A 17,175-nucleotide genomic window follows, 5' to 3' on the forward strand; every position below is an offset into this window, starting at 1 on the left:
CCCTAATGGGCCTCCAGCAACGCCTGCCCCACGTACTCGCCCTTTGCCGCCCCGCCGGGCACCGCGAACAGCCCGCTCGACTCGTGACGGATGAAGTCCGACAGGGCGTCTCCCCGGTCGAGCTTGCGCTGCACCGGCACGAAGCCGCGCAGGGGGTCCGCCTGCCAGCAGATGAAGAGCAGCCCGGCGTCCGGCACCCCGTCGTGGCCGACGCCGTCGTGGTACGAGAACGGGCGGCGGACCATCGCGGCGCCGCCGTTCTGGTCGGGCCGGGTGATGCGCGCGTGGGCGTTGATAGGTATGACGAGCTTGCCGTCGGCGCCGGTCTTCTCCAGGTCCGGCTTCGTGGTCTCCGTGCCGCCGGTCAGGGGCGCGCCGTCGGACTTCTTGCGCCCGATGACGTCCTCCTGTGCCTTGCCCGACAGCTTCTCCCAGTCGTCGAGGAGCATGCGGATGCGCCGTACGACGGCGTACGAGCCGTCGGCCATCCAGGCGGGGTCGCCCGACGCGGGCACGAAGATCCGCTTGTCGAAGTCGGCGTCGGCCGGCTTCGGGTTGTTGGTTCCGTCGATCTGGCCCATGAGATTGCGGGCGGTCATGGGGTGGGAGGTGGCGCCGGGCGAGCGGTTGAAGCCGTTCATCTGCCAGCGCACCCTGGCCGCTTCCCCCGCGTCCCGCTGGACCGCGCGCAGGGCGTGGAAAGCGACCAGCGCGTCGTTCGCGCCGATCTGCACCCACAGGTCGCCGTTGCTCCGGGCCTTGTCGAGGTGGTCGGAGAAGAAGTCGGGCAGCGGGTCGAGGGCCGCCGGGCGCTGCTTCTCCAGCCCCGTACGGGAGAAGAAGCTGTGGCCGAAGCCGAAGGTGAGCGTCAGCGATGAAGGACCGGCGTCGCCGGCAACGTCGGTGTCGGAGTCGTCGAGGGCTTCCCCGGCCATCAGCCGCTGGGCGGTGGCCGACCAGCGCCGCATCAGGGCAGCCGCTTCCTTGCGTCCGGCGCCCGGCGCGAGATCGAAGGCGATCAGGTGCCCGCGGGACTGCGTCGGGGTCGTGATGCCGGGCTGATGTTTCCCGTGAAACATCACGCGGTCCGCGCCGAGGGAGGTCAACGACGCGGCGGCGTCGGGGGAGTTCGACGAAGCGGTCGCGTACCCCGCGGCGCCGCCCACGGTGCCCAGGGCGAGGCCCGTCGCGCCCGCGGTGCCGAGCAGCCGCCGTCGGGAGATGCCGGAGTCGGTCCGGTTCTCGGAGTCAGCCATGGTGGGGGGTCAGCCGATCTTCGCGTTCTTGTTGACGGTCACTTGGTCGATGTCGGATGTGCGCACGGTGATCGCGATCTTCCAGTCGCCCGCCACGGGGATCTGTACGCCGCTCGCGCTCCAGTGTCCGGTGGCGATGTGGTCGGGAACGACCGGCAGGGGGCCGAGCTTCTTCGCGGCGAGGGTGAAGGAGACCTTCACCTCGGGGACGTCGAACGCCTTGCCGTTGGGGCGCTCCACATAGACGTGCATGTCGTTGCTGCCGGTGCGCCCGGGATCCATGTCCAGCAGAAGCGTGCCCTTGCCGTCCTGGCCGCCCGTGTCGAACGGCAGCTTCAGGGAGAGCGGCCCCGACCGCTGGGAGGCCGCTGCGGTGACGGCCTTGGCCTCCTCCTCGGTGCGGCCCGGCTCGGTGGAGGTGAGCACGGTGGTGACGACGAGCAGGACGACGGCGACGCCGGCCTCGGTGAGTACGGAGCGACGCAGTCCGGAGCGGCCCGGGTCGGCGTCCCGTATGCGCTTCTCGCGAGCGGTCGTGAGCGCGGCGCGCTGGCGGGCGAGCTGGGCGGACCTCTTGTCGTCGACGTCGGAGCCGGAACCCGTATCGCTGCCGGCACCGGAACCCGTATTGCCACCGGAACCGGAACCCGCTTCGCCACTACCCCCTTCCGCGGACGACGACGATCCCTTCGAAGCGCCGCCGGTAGGTACCGTCACCGCCTCCTCCGACCGCGTGCGCTCCTCGATCACAGTGGTTGCGGCGGCCTCCGGGGCGAGGCCCTCCGACAGGCGTCCCGTCCACTTCCGCGAGATCCAGGCGACGCCGACCAGGACGGCGACGAGCCCGATCTTGAGCAGCAGCAGTTGCCCGTAACGGGTGCCGGTGAGTGCCGACCAGGAGCCGACCTGGCGCCACGACTGGTAGAGCCCGGTCGCGGCCAGCGTGGAGACCGCGCAGAACGCCACCCGGGAGAACCGCCGGACGGCGGTGGCCTCGATCGAGGGCGCCCGGTACAGGGCGACGAGCAGGGTGGCGAGTCCGCCGAGCCAGGCCGCCACCGCGAGCAGGTGCAGAACGTCGACGGGCATGGCGAGTCCGGCCTGGATGCCGGTGGAGGCGTGCTCGGCCATCGCCCAGGTGGCGGCGAGACCGGCGGCGACGACCGCGCCGCCGATCGCGAGCCCGAAGGTGAGGTCCTTCTTCTCCTTGGGGTCGGTCCGCTTCTCGTACGCGCCGAAGAGCACGGCGATGAAGAGGGCGGCGGCGGCGAGGAGCAGGAGCCGTGACACCAGTGCCGCGCCCGACTTGGTCTGCAGGACCTGCCCGAGGAGGGTCAGGTCGAAGATGTCACCGATCGCGCCGGACCCTGTGTAGGAGCCGCGCATCAGGAGCATGGCGAGGGTCGCGCCGGTGAGGGTGATCCAGCCGCCCACCACGACCCGCTGCACAGGGCGTACGCCCGCTCCGCGCGGCCAGCAGGCGAGGACGAAGGCCGCGCCGCCGACGGTGAGGATGAACCCCCCGTAGGAGAGGTACCGCGCGACGCCGTAGAGCCCGCCGACGACACCGCCGCCCGCGGTCTGGTCGGGCAGTGCCGCGGTGGTCTTGGAGGGGGCGCCGATGGAGAAGGTGAACGCCCCGGAGACGGGGTGGCTGTCGGCCGAGACGACCTGGTAGGCGACGGTGAACGTGCCGTCGGGCAGTCCGGAGTGGAGGGGGACGCCGTAAGTCGTGCCACCGAGGTCGGTCGTCTTGCCGGTGTCGACGCGCTTTCCGGCCGGGTCGAGAACCCGTACGGAGCCGGCGGACATGGCGACCTCCTCGGAGAAGGTCAGGGACACCCGTGTGGGGGCCTGCTCGACCACCGCGCCCTGCTTCGGGTCGCTCCCGGTCAGCGCGGCGTGCGCGGAGACGGGCGCGGCGCCGGCGAGGAGGGCGCCGGTGACGGCGAGGAGCAGCAGCAACAGGTGCCGGAAGCGGGGAGCGATGGTCTTCACGAACGGTCAGCCCCTCAGTGCGACGTGTGCGACGGGTGTGACTTGTGCGATGCCATCGACGACACCGAGGAACTTGATGCCATCGACGACATCGATGAGTGTGCCGACATCGACGAGTGCGCCGACTTGGCCGTCGGGTTGTAGGTGGCGGCCTTCACCGGGAAGGTCACCGTGACGGTGCCGGACTTGGCGAAGTGCAGCTTCACGGACACCTTGTCGCCCTCCTTCGGCGTCTGCTTGAGGTTTTCGAACATGAGGTGGTTGCCACCGCGTTCGAAGTCGAGCTCGCCGTCGGCCGGGACGGGGAAGGCCTTCTGCTCCTTCATCACTCCGCCCTTCGTGGAGTGGAGGGTCACCTGCTGGGCGATGGAGCTGGTCACCGAGGTGAGCGTGTCGGCGCCGCCGCTGTTGTGCACGATGAAGAAGCCGGCCGCCATGTCGCCGCCCGCGGGCGCCGGTATGAACGCCCCGCCGACCTTTACCGCGGGCTTGCCGGAGGACGCCGAGGCCGACGAGTCGCCCGAGCCGCAGGCCGTGAGGGCGAGCCCGGCCGCCAGCGCCGTGGCGCCGAGGACGAGCGGTGTACGCCTCACGGCTGCTCCCCCTTGATGATCTTGGGGAGGTCCTTGGTGTAGTCGTCGACGGTGGCGTCCTCGCCGTACAGGACATACCCGGCGTCGGTCTTCGGCGAGAAGGCGATGACCTGGGTGCCGTGCATCGAGACGAGCTTGCCGTTCTTGTCCTTCTCCGTCGGCTCGATGGAGATGCCGAGGGTGCGGGCGCTGCCCTGGATGGTGGCGAAGTCGCCGGTCAGGCCGATGAAGTCGGGGTCCTGCGCCTTGAGCCACTTGCCGAGGACGGGCGCGGTGTCGCGGTCCGGGTCGGTGGTGACGAAGACGACCTGGAGCTTGTCCTGTTCGGCCTTCGGCAGTGCCTTCTTGGCGACGGCGATGTTGCTCATCGTCAGGGGGCACACGTCGGGGCAGTGGGTGTAGCCGAAGTAGATCAGCGTGGGCTTGCCCTTGGTCTGCTCGCGCAGGTCGAACTTCTTGCCGTGGGTGTCCGTGAGGACGAGGTCCGGCTTCTTGAAGGGCGAGTCGAGGACGGTCGCGGCCTTGTTCGAGCCGGTCTCGGCGGAGACCTCGGCCACGGGCTTGCTGCTGTCGTCGCCACTGCCACAGGCGGAGAGGGCGAGCGAGGCCGCGGCGATGAGCCCGGCGGCGAGCAGCGTCTTCTTGCGGAGGGTCTGGCGAGGACCTGTGTGCGGGGTCTTACGGGGAGAGCGCATAGAAAAATGTCCCAGATGTGAGGCGGGCCGGTGTGCACCGGGGTCGGCCGACGGCCACGGGGGGCGACGTCTGCGCCGGCCCCGGTGCACACCCGCGGCTGGTTCAGCTGTTGGTACGACGGCGTCCCGCGAGCACCCCGAAGGCCACGCCGGCGGCGCCGACGACGATGCCGGCGATGCCGAGGGCGCGTGCGGTGGTGTCGCTGTCGGAGGAGCTGTCGGAGGAGCTGTCCGACGAGGAGGCCGTGGCCGCCTTGTCGTCATCCGACTTGGCGCTGTCGTCGGCCGCGGCGCCGCCGTGGTGGTCCTCGGTCGCGGCCGAGAGCTCCAGAGTGGGCGCCGGGTTCTCCGGCTCCTCCTGGCCCTTGGCCTGCGGCTCGATCCAGCGCACGACTTCCTTGTTGTCGTAGGTCTGGATCGCCTTGAAGACGAGCTCGTCCGTGTCCTCGGGCAGCTGCCCGATGGAGAGCGGGAACTTCTGGAAGAAGCCGGGCTGGATGCCCTTGTCCTTGCCCGAGCCGTCGGCGGTCCAGGTGACCTGGGAGACGGCCTGGTCGATCTTCTCGCCGTGCATCTCCAGCGGCTTGTCGAGCTTGGACTTGGTGACCTTGGCCGTCCAGCCGGGGATGGGCTCGGGCATGACCGAGGCCAGCGGGTGGTCGGTCGGGAAGTTGACCTCGACCTTGGTGGTCGCGGCGTCGTCGCGCTCGTTCGGCACCTTGAAGTTCACGACGGCGTATCCACCCTTGGCGGCGACGCCCTCAGGCTGCACGCTCACGTGTGCGAAGGCGGGGACGGAGAGCACCAGGACGGCGGACGCGGCGGTGGCACCGACTGCGGCGACGCGGGAAATCTTCTTCATGGCAGAAACCACTCCACTCGGGTTCAGCGAGATCAGGCGAACGGTGAGTGCGCGCACCGGGAACGGGGCACGCGCGCGTGCCGCACGACACTCCTCCGCGCTGGGCGGGAACCCGTGCAGGGCCCCGCGTGGAGTACGTGTGTCGTGTCAGGCAGCGAGACGGAACGCGTCGCCCACGGGCGGGCCGCGCCTGATCACCGAGTGCTGAAGTGCCGTCGTGTGCAGAGGCAGTGGCGCGAGGAGCTCGATGGGCACCACATGGGGCGCCGCTTCCGCAGCCCCGGGCAGACCGGCCCTGAGGGCGCGTACGAGCGCGAGAGCGGCGCGCAAGGAACGGACGAGCGCCCCCTGGGCGACTCCATGCGCCGAGTTCGCCGAGAGGCGGACGAGCCGGCCGAGCGCGAGGTCTCCATGGCGCAGCAGCCAGCCCGCGACGACTGCGGCGAGCAGGTGCCCGAGCAGCATCGGCAGGGACGGCAGCAGCGGCATGGAGGTGACCGCTTCGGTGGCGGTGTGGTGGTGCATGCCCGTTCCGGAACCGGGTTCGATGCCGGCGTCCGACAGGATCTTCTGCGCCTGCGCGGGGCTGATCGCCGCCATGCCGGAGCCGCACATGAGCCGGGCCGCGCGCTCCACGACCGAGGGTTCCTGTGCGGTCTGCGTCATCGTCATGGCGCCGTGCTGGCCCACGCCGAAGAGGGTGTGCAGACCGGTCTGGCCGACCGCGAGAGCGGCGGCGATGCCCGGCAGCGAGCGCTCGCGCCCGGCGAGCGGCGCCGCCACGGCGAACACCGCGAGGAACCCGACGCCCAACGTCCACAGCGGGACGGTGGCGCACGAGGCGAGCACATGTCCGGCCGCGGACAACGCGACGCAGACCGCGGTGAACACCGCGGCCCTCAGCAGCCGGACATCCGTTCCGGTGCGCGCCTCGCGCTGGTGGGGGGCAGACATGGCGGGCTCATCATCGCACTGGGCTTACCCGCCTCATACGGCAGGTCCACAAGGTCCGGAATCTTCCGCCCCGCCCCCTTGAAGCCGACTCCGGACACCGCTGAAGCCGGCTCCGTACACCGCCGCCACCGGTCCGCGCGTCCGCCGTATGGGCGGTATCACGTGAAACACGCGATTGCACAGGGGTCGTTGCGGCAATACGTATCGGTATGTCGAGCCGCGGCCTGGAGGCTGGAGCATGAGCATCTGGTGGTCTCTGCACTTGCGCCGCGAGGCCGCGAGCGTTCCGCTCGCCCGACGCCTGCTGATCGACACCATGGACACCGCGGGCGTGGACCCCGACATCTCGTACGACCTGTCCGTCGCCCTCACCGAGGCCTGTGCCAACGCCGTCGAGCACGGCGGTGATCCGGACCCCGACGATCCGGCGGGCGCGTACCGGGTCACGGCCTACCTGGAGGGCGAGACCTGTCGCATCGAGGTCGCCGACTCAGGTCCCGGCTTCCCGGCCCTGCGCGGCCGCGGCACGACGCTGCTCAAGCCCGCCCCCGACCACGCCGAGCACGGCCGCGGACTCTGTCTCATCCAGGAGCTCGCGGACCACGTCCACTTCGTCAACAGACCGGGCAGGGGCGGCGCGGTGGTCAGCTTCGACAAGGTGCTCAAGTGGCGCGAGGACGCGCCCCTGGTCTCGGTCTGACCCCCTCCGGACACGAAAGCCAGACCCGTCCCGGCACGACACCCCGACCCCCTCCGGACACGACAGCGGCCGGGCACCGTCACGCCGTGCCCGGCCACTTCGCAAACGCGTCTCTACGCGCGCGTGGTTCAGCCCTTGAGCTGAGCCATCCACGCCTCGACCTCGTCCGAGCGGCGCGGCAGGCCGGCGGAGAGGTTCCGGTTGCCGTCCTCGGTCACGAGGATGTCGTCCTCGATCCGGACGCCGATGCCGCGGTACTCCTGCGGCACGGTCAGGTCGTCGGCCTGGAAGTACAGACCGGGCTCGACGGTCAGGCACATGCCGGGCTCCAGCGTGCCGTCCACGTACGTCTCGGTGCGCGCGACGGCGCAGTCGTGGACGTCGAGGCCGAGCATGTGGCCGGTGCCGTGCAGCGTCCAGCGGCGCTGGAGGCCGAGCTCGAGGACGCGCTCGACCGGGCCCTCGACGAGGCCCCACTCGACGAGCTTCTCGGCGAGCACACGCTGCGCGGCGTCGTGGAAGTCGCGGTACTTGGCACCGGGCTTGACGGCCGCGATACCGGCCTCCTGGGCCTCGTACACGGCGTCGTAGATCTTCTTCTGGAGCTCGGTGTAGCGGCCGTTGACCGGCAGCGTGCGCGTCACGTCGGCGGTGTAGAGGCTGTGCGTCTCGACGCCCGCGTCCAGGAGGAGCAGGTCGCCGGAGCGGACCGGGCCGTCGTTGCGGACCCAGTGGAGGGTGCAGGCGTGCGGGCCGGAGGCGCAGATCGAGCCGTAGCCGATGTCGTTGCCCTCGACGCGTGCGCGCAGGAAGAACGTGCCCTCGATGTAGCGCTCGCTGGTGGCCTCGGCCTTGTCGAGGATCTTCACGACGTCCTCGAAGCCGCGGACGGTGGAGTCGACGGCCTTCTGCAGCTCGCCGATCTCGAACGCGTCCTTCACGAGGCGGGCCTCGGAGAGGAAGACGCGCAGCTCGTCGTCGTGCTCGCGGGTGACCTTGTCGGTCAGGGCGGCCTCGATGCCGGCGTCGTGTCCGCGCACCACGCGGACCGGGCCGCTCGCCTCGGCCAGGTGGCCGGCGAGCTCGCGCACGTCGGAGGCGGGGATGCCGTAGACCTGCTCGGCCTCGGCGAGGGAGTGGCGGCGGCCGACCCACAGCTCGCCCTGGCCGTCCAGCCAGAACTCGCCGTTCTCGCGGTCGGAGCGCGGCAGCAGGTAGATCGTCGCGTCGTGCCCGGAGACCGTCGGCTCAAGGACGAGGACGCCGTCCTCCGTCTGGTTGCCGGTCAGGTACGCGTACTCGACGGAGGCGCGGAAGGCGTACTCGGTGTCGTTCGAACGGGTCTTGAGGTTGCCCGCGGGGACGACGATGCGCTCACCGGGGAAGCGCGCGGAGAGGGCGGCGCGGCGGGCGGCCGTCTCGGACGCCTGCGCGATCGGCTCGAGGCCGTGCAGCTCCGTGTCGGCCCAGCCGGACTTCATGCTCTCGGCGAGCTCATCGGACACGCCCGGGTACAGGCCGTTCTTGCGCTGCTTGATCGGCTCGTCGCTCTCGGTCTGAGCGATCTCCGGGTTCTCCGGGGTGAGCTCCTCCGACACGTCTTCCTCCTAGATACGGCCCTGGGATCGGCCTGGGTGCGGCCTGGGTACAACGATGGACCCCCTCCATCGTACGGTCGTACGGAAGGGGGCCCAGGGCCGGAAGACCTGTTACATCAAGGGCTACGGGCTGTACCGCCCCGGTCACCGGATCACTTGAAGCGCGCGGCGAGCAGCACGACGTCCTCGTCGCTGTCGGCGGCGTCGAGCCCGTCCGGCAGGACGGTGTGCAGGACGTGGTCGGCGATCGCGCCGGGGTCGTCGCGGATCGTGCGCGGGACGCCGGCCGCCGCCGCGTGCAGACGGGCGAAGGCGCGGTCCATGGGGTCACCGGTGCGGTGCAGCAGTCCGTCCGTGTACAGCAGCACGGTCTCGCCGGGCTCCGGGCTGAACTCGACGCTCGGCGCCTCCCAGCAGGCCAGCATCCCGAGCGGCGCGGACAGCGACGTCTCCACGAACTCGGTGCGTCTCTCGCCGATGACCAGCGGCGGACTGTGCCCGGCCCCGGCCAGGACGATCTTGCGCAGGGCGGGCTCGCAGTACGCGAAGAGGGCGGTGGCGCTGCGCGCGGGCTCGGTCAGCCGGAGCAGCAGCTCCAGATCGGACAGGACGGCGACGGGGTCCTCGCCCTCCATCACCGCGTACGCCCGCAGGCTGGCCCTGAGCCGGCCCATCGCGGCGACGGCGCTGGCCCCGGAGCCGGTGACGGAGCCGACGGCCAGGCCGAGTGCGCCCTCGGGCAGCGGCAGCGCGTCGTACCAGTCGCCGCCGCCGCGCGGGCCCGTGCGGTGCCGGGCGGCGAGCTGGACGTCCGCGACCCGCGGGAGCCGCGGCGGCAGCAACTCCTCCGCGATGGTGCGGGACTTGGTGCGCGCCCGCTCCAGTTCGAGCAGGCGTGCGAGGTGTTCGGTGGCGTAGCGCGTGTACAGACCGACCAGATGGCGCTGGCGTTCGACGGGCTCGGCGGGCTCGTCGTAGAGCCACACCGCGGCGCCGAGCCGGCCCGCCGCCTCGGTCGCGAGGGGCAGCGCGAAGCTCGCGGCGTAGCCGAGCCGGGCGGCGACCTCGCGGTGGCGCGGGTCGAGCCCGTCCTCGGACAGCAGATCCGCGTGCACCTCGGGCTCGCCGGTCGCGTCCGCGCGGTCGAGGATCCTCCCGTACGAGGTCGCGCCGCGCGGCACCGTCTCGATGTGGCCGAGGTCGGCGCGGGCGAGGCCGAGCCCGACGGTGGTGTCGGGGCCCAGGCCGTCGGCCGGTTCCAGGACGACGAGTCCGCGGCGTGCGCCGACGAGGGCAGCGCCGGCGCGGAGCACCTCGTGCAGGGCGTCGTCCATGACGGCCGTCCTGGCCAGGCGCTCGGTGAGTTCGTGCAGCGTGGTGAGGTCGGAGACCCAGCCGGCGAGCCGGTCCTGGATCAGCGCTCCGGGGGCGCCGGGGGGTTCGGGGGCTTCTGGCGCTTCGGGCGCTCCAGCGGAGGAAGGGGGCGCGGGCGAGGGTGACGCGGGCGCGACAGTGTGTGCCGGTGGGGGAACCGTTGAATCGATTCCAGCCACTTTCGGAAAGTGTGGGGCTGTCATGGTGTCCGGCTTTCCGACCGGTGCGTATTGCTCAATAGCATCGCAAACCCCCATGTGATTCTGCGCCGCCAGCAGTGTCTCCACATCTACACGCACCGATGAGGGGATGTCCAGCATTGTCCTGCCGGGATTCCTGGTGTCCAGGAGGCCCGTGCGGCATTAGTGATCTCTGATCAAACTTGGCTGAAAAGTGCCTCGGGTAAGGGCATATTGCGGTCGACTGGCATTGTTCGACAGAGCGTCACAGCGGTCGTGATGGGTACGTACTCGGAGAAGGCCAGGGGCACTTGGGATCGACCCGGAACCTGGCGACGGACCCGGGCGTCCTAACCACCGACGACCGTGCCCCATCCTCCCGTGGCGGAGACGGCGAGTAACACGCGCGACGGCAAACGCCAGGCGCCGCCACCCCACGCCAGGCTTTTCAAGTACGCGGCCGGCGCTCGGACTATAGGGGTTCCCCTGCTCAAGGCTGGGGTGCGGCGCTCCCAGTACGTACGCTCAGTGAAGTGTTCGACACACAGTGCGATGTGGCCCACAGCGTTCTCTTCGGTCTACGGAAAGGAACGAGCGCTCATGCGCGAGATCCTCGGAAGGCGACGCAGGCTCCTGTCCAGGCGAAACAACGGGAAGTCTGATCAGTTCAGCGCGGCCCTGACCTTCGCGACCGCATGGCAGTGGCCCGTGCTCCCGGGCGTGGGGCTCGTGGGGGCGGGGCGCCGTGACGGCGTCAGCTGCGCCTGCCCCGACCCGGAGTGCACGGTGCCCGGCGCGCACCCCTTCGACCCCGGGCTGCTCGCCGCGACCACGGACGAGCGCATGATCCGCTGGTGGTGGACCAACCGTCCGACGGCGCCGATCGTGCTGGCCACGGGGGCCGGTGCGGGCGCGAGCGGCGGCCGCGCACCCTGCGCGGTGAGCCTCCCCTCGGTCGCCGGAGCCCGCGCCCTCAAGGCGCTCGACCGTACGGACATCAGGCTCGGCCCGGTCGTCGCCACCAGGGACCGTTTCTTCATCCTCGTGGCGCCCTACTCCATGGAGCAGCTGGGCGAGCTGCTCTACGCCCAGGACTGGGTGCCGGGGTCCCTGCGCTTTCACGGCGAGGGCGGCTATCTGGCACTGCCTCCGTCCGACACCGGCCTCGGCCAGGTCCGCTGGGAGCGCGCACCGCTGCCCGGCTCCGCGGCGCCCTGGGTGCCCGGTGTGGAGGCCGTGGTGGACGCGGTGGTGGATGCCCTCACTCGTACGGGTGTGAGCGCGCCCGAGTTGTAGGGGAATTGGGCGCGCGGCGAGGGGTGCGAAGGGGCGGCGCCGATATCTTCGGCGCATGCCCTCCCCCTTCCCCAAGCTCTCGACCAGCCTCGAGCAGGGGAGACCCCATTCGCGCCTTCGTCTGCTCGGTCTTCTCGCGGTCGTGGTCCTGACCGTTCTCCTCCCGCTGGCGGGCGCGTCCGCGGGCCCCGTCGGCGACGCGGCCGCGGAGGACAGCCTCAACTCCGGCGAACTGCCCCCGGGTGACGCCGACAGCGCCGACAAGGTCGACGACAAACCGGGTGCGAGCGAGAGCGACATGGCGGACACCGCGGCGACGGATGCGGCGGGCAAAGCGCGCCGGTCCCACGGGCGGCCGCCGGGTACTTCCGTCCTCGCCGGTCTCGGCATCGCCACGACGGCACGGTGCGGACCTGAACTCGCCTCTCCCGACGGCATCGAGGCGCAGACCTGCGTACTGACCCAGGGGCGGGACACGTGGGCGAGGACCTACTACAGGAACGCGACAGGGGGGCCGCTGAGTTCCGTCCTGACGCTGATGGCTCCGGGGGGCCGCACCGTGCAGATGTATTGCGTGGTGGGTGCCCAGGACGAACCGGGGACGTGTGACACGCCTCGGGAGCGCACTTCGGGTGAGGCGAGCGCCTACTCGGCGGTGGCGGAGTTCGCGGGAGCCGGGGACGCCGGGCCGCTGTTGCTCAGGTCGGGAAGCAACGCGCCGACGCCGGCCGGACGCTGAGCGAACGGGACGATTTCCCGGGCGCAGGCCCACGGGGAAGTCCCGGAAAAACAAGGACCCGGTTGCTGGCGACGGGGGATGCACCAGCAACCGGGCTACTCGAACGGTAACAAGAGATCGGCCGTTAGCAAATTCGATCTCGGCTATTCGTATGCGGATTTACCTGCCGCTACGGGGAGTTGTGACCGGAGTCACCCGTTCTGAGGGCTTCCTGTGGCTGACCGGTCGGTCAGCTGAGCGTCACCTGTCGATTGGTGAGGCCGCCACGTGCCCGGCGCTCTTCGACGGTCAGCGGCGCCTCGGAGGCGAGGGCTGCGGCGAGCCGCTCGGCGAACTCGGCGGCCGGCTTCTCGACATCCTCGGCGCTCACCCCGGTGGGCAGGTCCCAGACCGGAACGGTCAGGCCGTGCGCCCGGAACGAGCCGACCAGGCGCGTGCCGTCGCCGAGTGAGGACGTGCCGGCCGCGTGCAGCCGGGCGAGCGCGTCGAGCAGCTGCTCCTCGGGGTGCGGCATGACCCAGCGCAGGTGGTTCTTGTCGGGCGTCTCGCACCAGTACGCGCCTTCGACCCCGGACAGCTTCACGGTCGGGATGGCGGCCGCGTTGGCGCGCTCCAGGGAGGCGGAGACCTCCGGGCTCGCGTTCTCCGAGTCGGGCACCCAGAACTCGAATCCCGTGTGCACGACCGGCTCGAAGGCGGCCTCGGGGTCGAGCAGGTCCTGCAGACGCGGGCCGTCGGCGGGTGCGCGGCGCGCCTGCACCGGCGTACCGGGCTCCGCGGTGAGCGCGCGCTGAAGGGTGTCGGCGAGGTCGCGGCTCAGGTCGCCGGACGAGGTGTCGTTCTGCAGGCCGATCAGGACCGAGCCGTCTTCGCGGCGCAGCGCGGGCCACGCCATCGGAAGCACCGTCGCGAGCGTCACGGAGGGAACGCCGTCCGGCAGGCTCTCCTTGAGGGTGAGCGGCACCGTCGCTGCGGGCACCAGCTCGCGCAGCGCGATCCAGTCACCCTCTCCCACGAGACCGTCGAACGGGCGCTGCACCAGCTCGGTCACCGCGTGCGCGGCGGCGCGGCCGTGGCAGGCCTTGTAGCGGCGGCCGCTCCCGCAGGGGCAGGGCTCACGGGCGCCGACGACCGGGATCTCCCCGCTGCTGACGTGCGACTTGCCCTTGGTCTGGGGGCGCTTCTTGGCCATCTTGGGTGTCTCCCGGTTACGGCTCTCGTACGTACGGGCGCGAGCCTAGCCCCTCGTACGGCCGGGGGCGGGGATCAGGCCGGGTCGTCGGGCCGGAGCGGGATTCAGCCCAAGTCGTCGAAGGCGTCCGCGAAATCGAGGTCGGACATGCTCGCGGGCGCGCGGCTCGCCACGCGCGTAGCGAAAGTGCCCTGCCCCTGTGCTTCGCCTTCGGAGCGCACGTCCTTGTGCACGACCACCCAGACGGTGACTTCACCGGGGGCGTCGTCACGTACGCCCCAGTCGTCGGCGAGCGCCGAGATGATGTTGAGCCCGCGGCCGCCGTGCGCGGTGACCGAGGGCGTGGCCGGAACCGGGCGGGTCGGACCACCACCGTCCGTCACCTCGACGGTGAGACAGCCCCGCGTGTCGACCCTCCAAGCGGCCCGGACGTCGCCGTCCCCGGCCATGTCGTCGCCCAGCGGCCTGCCGTGCCGGCAGGCGTTGCTCAGCAGTTCGGACAGGATCAGTACGGCATCGTCGATGACCGCTTCCGAGACCCCGCCGACGCGCAGCTGATCACGCATCCGGTGTCTTGCTTCGCCCACGCCCGCAGGGCCATGGGGTACGGCCATGCTCGACGACGTGGGCACCTCCTGTGCCACCACCAACGCCACCCCCGAGACCTCCTTTGCCCCACGCCACGGTGTGAATGCCCCAATGGACTGGACCGGAAACCGGCCAATCCACGCTCAGTGACGCACTCGTAACGATCGAATACGGAGCGAACGCGCCGGAGCACTCCCTGTGAGAGAAGTGGCCGGATTTAGCCTCTTCCGAGCTGGCGCAGAACCGCGCGGGGCCGGTTGGTGATGATCGCGTCGACGCCGAGGCCGACACACAGGTCGACATCCTCCGGCTCGTTGACCGTCCACACGTGCACCCGGTGGCCCGCCCGCTTGAGTTTCTCCACGTACCCGGGGTGGCTGCGCACGATCCGGATGCCCGGGCCCGCGATCGATACCCCCTTGGGGAGGCGGCCGTCGCGGTGGCGGGGCGAGACGAACTGCATCAGGTAGACCGTCGGCAGGTGGGGGGCCGCGGCCTGGACGCGGTGCAGGGAGCGGGCCGAGAAGCTCATGACGCGCACCGGGGACGGCGTGTCCGGCGCTCCGGTGGGGGCGTCGAGGCCGAACCGCTTGAGGAGCATCAGCAGGCGTTCCTCGACCTGGCCGGCCCAGCGGGTGGGGTGTTTGGTCTCGATGGCGAGCTCCACGCGGCGGCCCGCGTCGGCGACCAGTTCGAGCAGGCGCTCCAGGGTCAGGACGGAGGTGTCCTCCCAGTCGGGACCCTCCGTGCTGGTGCGGCCGGCCTCGCTGTTCTTCCAGGAGCCGAAGTCGAGGGCGGCGAGATCCGCCAGTTCCAGGGCCGATACCGCACCGCGTCCGTTCGACGTACGGTTGACGCGGCGGTCGTGCACGCAGACGAGATGGCCGTCCGCGGTGAGCCGTACATCGCATTCGAGGGCGTCGGCACCGTCCTGGATGGCCCTTCTGTACGCGGCCAGCGTGTGCTCGGGAGCCTCGTCGGAGGCTCCGCGGTGGGCGACGACCTGGATCTGCTGCTGTCGTGCGAGGGTCACCGCGTCATGGTGCCATCGCGAGGCGCAGGGCCGCCCAGCGGATGCGTCCGTTTCGCCCGGCGTAAAGGATGGCACCGGACACACAGGAACGCCTTATGGTGCCCTGACGTCCCGTGGGAAAAGCTGACCGCATACAAACAGCAATGCCGATGGAATCAGCTGGTACAGCCGTGGATCGAGGAGAAGAGCTGTGAGCACCGAGAACGAGGGCACTTCGGTACCCGCGGCCCCGTCCGCACCTCCCGTGCCGGTGGAATCTCCCGCTACTCCCGCACCCGCCGGTTCCGCACCACCTCCGGAGCCTGCCGACGCGCCCACTGCGGTGATCCCGCCGGTCGAGGGCGCGGCACCGGGGGCGCACGAGGGTCCCGGCGCGGCCTCGGGGGCTGCACCGGGACCCGGCGGGCAGGACGAGGCCGCGCACGCGGCCTCGGGTGGCTGGCCGCCTCCGCCGCCCGCCGTTCCGCCGTACGGGGACGGCGGCGGCGGGGGGCACCACCCCTGGGGCGCCTCCTACCAGGCTCCGGAGCCCACACCGGGCCGTCGGCGCGGCGGTCTGCTGGCCGCGGTGGTCGCGGCGGCCCTGATCGCGGGCGGTGTCGGCGGTGGCATCGGCTACTGGGCGGCCGAGCGCAACGACGACGGTGGCGCGGATTCGACGACGGTCTCCGCCTCGGACAACCCGGCGGGCTTCAAGCGTGACGCGGCCTCGGTCGCCGGCATTGCGGCGAACGCGCTGCCGAGCACCGTCACCATCGAGGCCGAGGGCAGCGACGGCGAAGGCGGCACCGGCAGCGGCTTCGTCTACGACAAGCAGGGCCACATACTCACCAACAACCACGTGGTGGCCTCCGCCGCCGACGGAGGAAAGCTTTCGGCCACGTTCTCGAACGGCAAGAAGTACGACGCCGAGGTGATCGGCCGCGCCCAGGGCTACGACGTCGCGGTCATCAAGCTGAAGAACGCCCCGTCGAACCTGAAGCCGCTGGTGCTCGCCAACTCGGACAAGGTCGCCGTCGGTGACGCGACCATCGCGATCGGCGCCCCCTTCGGTCTGTCGAACACGGTGACCACGGGCATCGTGTCGGCGAAGAACCGCCCGGTGGCGTCCAGTGACAGCTCGGGCAGCAGCAAGGCGTCGTACATGAACGCGCTGCAGACCGATGCCTCGATCAACCCGGGCAACTCGGGCGGCCCGCTGCTCGACGCGCGGGGCGCGGTCATCGGCATCAACTCGGCGATCCAGCCGGCGAGCAGCGGCGGCATCGCGGGCTCCGGCCAGTCGGGCTCCGTCGGCCTCGGCTTCGCCATCCCGATCAACCAGGCGAAGAATGTCGCCAAGCAGCTCATCAAGACCGGACAGCCGGTCTATCCGGTGATCGGCGCCTCGGTCGCGCTGGACGAGCAGGGTGACGGCGCGAAGATCACCGAGCAGGGCGCGGGCGGCTCGTCCGCGGTCACGGCGAACGGTCCGGCGGACAAGGCCGGCCTGAAGCCCGGCGATGTCATCACCAAGCTCGACGACACGGTGATCGACAGCGGTCCGACCCTGATCGGCCAGATCTGGACGCACAAGCCGGGCGACACGGTCAAGATCACGTACAAGCGCGGCGGCGCGGAGCACACGGTCGACGTGGTCCTGGGTGAGCGCAAGGGCGACAGCTGACCGAACTCCCGGCCGAACCCGCTACCCTGGTCCTCGCTCCGCCGGTCGCCGGCGGGGCGAGGGTGGGTTGCCCGAGCGGCCTAAGGGAACGGTCTTGAAAACCGTCGTGGCGCGAGTCACCGTGGGTTCAAATCCCACACCCACCGCGCAAGTTGAAGGCCCCTGACCAGCAATATCGGTCGGGGGCCTTCGTCATGCACAGTGGCTGCCGGTGACCGCGATTCCCCGTGAGCCCTCGGTCCGTCGGGCACGGGAGGGGCGCAGCACATCGCAGATCACGCACGCTACGAAGGGCGCCGAGAGCAACCGCGGCAGTCCACGTGAGATCTCCAGAAGCCCAAGCCCGATCAACAGCCAGATGCCAAAGGCTCGGTGGCGAGTCCGGCGGTCCCGGCGTACCGGAAGATCTTGCGGAGTTGTGGCAGGCGCCCAGTAGTCGCTACGACATCATC

15 protein-coding genes and 1 tRNA gene are annotated in these 17,175 nt (G+C 70.8%); 5 read left to right on the forward strand and 11 right to left on the reverse strand.

Features of this window, described 5'->3' with window-relative positions; genetic code table 11:
• Positions 1–2: 2 nt before the first annotated feature.
• From efeB to OG574_RS24740, 6 genes are all read right to left on the reverse strand, one after another.
• On the reverse strand, positions 3–1,256 hold the full coding sequence (efeB, locus tag OG574_RS24715; protein WP_326774991.1) for an iron uptake transporter deferrochelatase/peroxidase subunit: 1,254 nt from the start codon (positions 1,254–1,256) through the stop codon (positions 3–5).
• A 9-nt stretch (positions 1,257–1,265) separates the two neighbouring features.
• The gene (locus OG574_RS24720; RefSeq protein ID WP_326774992.1) at positions 1,266–3,254 is read right to left on the reverse strand and encodes a copper resistance CopC/CopD family protein; all 1,989 of its coding nucleotides are present in this window, start codon (positions 3,252–3,254) and stop codon (positions 1,266–1,268) included.
• Positions 3,255–3,268: 14 nt separating this feature from the next.
• The gene (locus OG574_RS24725) at positions 3,269–3,847 is read right to left on the reverse strand and encodes a copper chaperone PCu(A)C (RefSeq protein ID WP_326774993.1); all 579 of its coding nucleotides are present in this window, start codon (positions 3,845–3,847) and stop codon (positions 3,269–3,271) included.
• Entirely contained in the window at positions 3,844–4,542 is a 699-nt protein-coding gene (locus tag OG574_RS24730) for an SCO family protein (protein ID WP_326774994.1), read from the reverse strand. Before OG574_RS24730 ends, OG574_RS24725 begins: the two co-directional genes overlap by 4 nt.
• A 103-nt stretch (positions 4,543–4,645) precedes the next feature.
• The gene (locus OG574_RS24735) at positions 4,646–5,404 is read right to left on the reverse strand and encodes a YcnI family copper-binding membrane protein (RefSeq protein ID WP_326774995.1); all 759 of its coding nucleotides are present in this window, start codon (positions 5,402–5,404) and stop codon (positions 4,646–4,648) included.
• Positions 5,405–5,551: 147 nt separating this feature from the next.
• Positions 5,552–6,358, reverse strand: a complete 807-nt coding sequence (locus OG574_RS24740; protein WP_326774996.1) for a hypothetical protein — start codon at positions 6,356–6,358, stop codon at positions 5,552–5,554.
• Positions 6,359–6,596: 238 nt separating this feature from the next.
• Between OG574_RS24740 and OG574_RS24745 the strand changes: the two genes are divergently transcribed.
• Entirely contained in the window at positions 6,597–7,058 is a 462-nt protein-coding gene (locus tag OG574_RS24745) for an ATP-binding protein (protein WP_326774997.1), read from the forward strand.
• Between the two features lie 128 nt (positions 7,059–7,186).
• Here OG574_RS24745 and OG574_RS24750 read toward each other — a convergent pair whose 3' ends face one another.
• Positions 7,187–8,656 carry an aminopeptidase P family protein gene (locus OG574_RS24750; protein ID WP_326774998.1) on the reverse strand — a complete coding sequence of 490 codons (1,470 nt, stop codon included), beginning with the start codon at positions 8,654–8,656 and terminating at the stop codon, positions 7,187–7,189.
• A 152-nt stretch (positions 8,657–8,808) separates the two neighbouring features.
• The gene (locus OG574_RS24755; RefSeq protein WP_326774999.1) at positions 8,809–10,350 is read right to left on the reverse strand and encodes a PP2C family protein-serine/threonine phosphatase; all 1,542 of its coding nucleotides are present in this window, start codon (positions 10,348–10,350) and stop codon (positions 8,809–8,811) included.
• A gap of 459 nt (positions 10,351–10,809) precedes the next feature.
• Between OG574_RS24755 and OG574_RS24760 the strand changes: the two genes are divergently transcribed.
• Positions 10,810–11,505 (forward strand): bifunctional DNA primase/polymerase, encoded by a 696-nt coding sequence (locus OG574_RS24760; protein ID WP_326775000.1) that lies wholly within the window; start codon positions 10,810–10,812, stop codon positions 11,503–11,505.
• Positions 11,506–11,560: 55 nt separating this feature from the next.
• Positions 11,561–12,244, forward strand: coding sequence for a hypothetical protein (locus tag OG574_RS24765; RefSeq protein WP_326775001.1), 684 nt, complete (start codon positions 11,561–11,563; stop codon positions 12,242–12,244).
• A gap of 229 nt (positions 12,245–12,473) precedes the next feature.
• On the opposite strand, the gene OG574_RS24770 is transcribed toward OG574_RS24765, so the two are convergent.
• The 3 genes from OG574_RS24770 to OG574_RS24780 form a co-directional block, all read right to left on the reverse strand.
• Positions 12,474–13,436 (reverse strand): DUF5926 family protein, encoded by a 963-nt coding sequence (locus OG574_RS24770; protein ID WP_326775002.1) that lies wholly within the window; start codon positions 13,434–13,436, stop codon positions 12,474–12,476.
• Positions 13,437–13,540: 104 nt separating this feature from the next.
• Positions 13,541–14,092 (reverse strand): ATP-binding protein, encoded by a 552-nt coding sequence (locus tag OG574_RS24775; RefSeq protein WP_442816845.1) that lies wholly within the window; start codon positions 14,090–14,092, stop codon positions 13,541–13,543.
• Between the two features lie 149 nt (positions 14,093–14,241).
• Entirely contained in the window at positions 14,242–15,057 is an 816-nt protein-coding gene (locus OG574_RS24780) for a glycerophosphodiester phosphodiesterase (RefSeq protein ID WP_326775003.1), read from the reverse strand.
• Positions 15,058–15,247: 190 nt separating this feature from the next.
• On the opposite strand from OG574_RS24780, the gene OG574_RS24785 reads away from it, so the two are divergent.
• Complete coding sequence (locus tag OG574_RS24785) at positions 15,248–16,723, forward strand: S1C family serine protease (protein ID WP_326775004.1); 1,476 nt, start codon at positions 15,248–15,250, stop codon at positions 16,721–16,723.
• Positions 16,724–16,784: 61 nt separating this feature from the next.
• Positions 16,785–16,869, forward strand: a tRNA-Ser gene (locus OG574_RS24790).
• Positions 16,870–17,175: the final 306 nt, after the last annotated feature.

Origin of the sequence: Streptomyces sp. NBC_01445 (assembly GCF_035918235.1) — a bacterium.
Lineage (GTDB): Bacteria > Actinomycetota > Actinomycetes > Streptomycetales > Streptomycetaceae > Streptomyces.

Coding starts and splice junctions, on each gene's coding strand:
- efeB (WP_326774991.1), bottom strand. CDS start 1,256: ATGGCTGACTCCGAGAACCGGACCGACTCCGGCATCTCCCGACGGCGG.
- OG574_RS24730 (WP_326774994.1), bottom strand. CDS start 4,542: ATGCGCTCTCCCCGTAAGACCCCGCACACAGGTCCTCGCCAGACCCTC.
- OG574_RS24735 (WP_326774995.1), bottom strand. CDS start 5,404: ATGAAGAAGATTTCCCGCGTCGCCGCAGTCGGTGCCACCGCCGCGTCC.
- OG574_RS24740 (WP_326774996.1), bottom strand. CDS start 6,358: ATGTCTGCCCCCCACCAGCGCGAGGCGCGCACCGGAACGGATGTCCGG.
- OG574_RS24745 (WP_326774997.1), top strand. CDS start 6,597: ATGAGCATCTGGTGGTCTCTGCACTTGCGCCGCGAGGCCGCGAGCGTT.
- OG574_RS24755 (WP_326774999.1), bottom strand. CDS start 10,350: ATGCTGGACATCCCCTCATCGGTGCGTGTAGATGTGGAGACACTGCTG.
- OG574_RS24760 (WP_326775000.1), top strand. CDS start 10,810: ATGCGCGAGATCCTCGGAAGGCGACGCAGGCTCCTGTCCAGGCGAAAC.
- OG574_RS24765 (WP_326775001.1), top strand. CDS start 11,561: ATGCCCTCCCCCTTCCCCAAGCTCTCGACCAGCCTCGAGCAGGGGAGA.
- OG574_RS24770 (WP_326775002.1), bottom strand. CDS start 13,436: ATGGCCAAGAAGCGCCCCCAGACCAAGGGCAAGTCGCACGTCAGCAGC.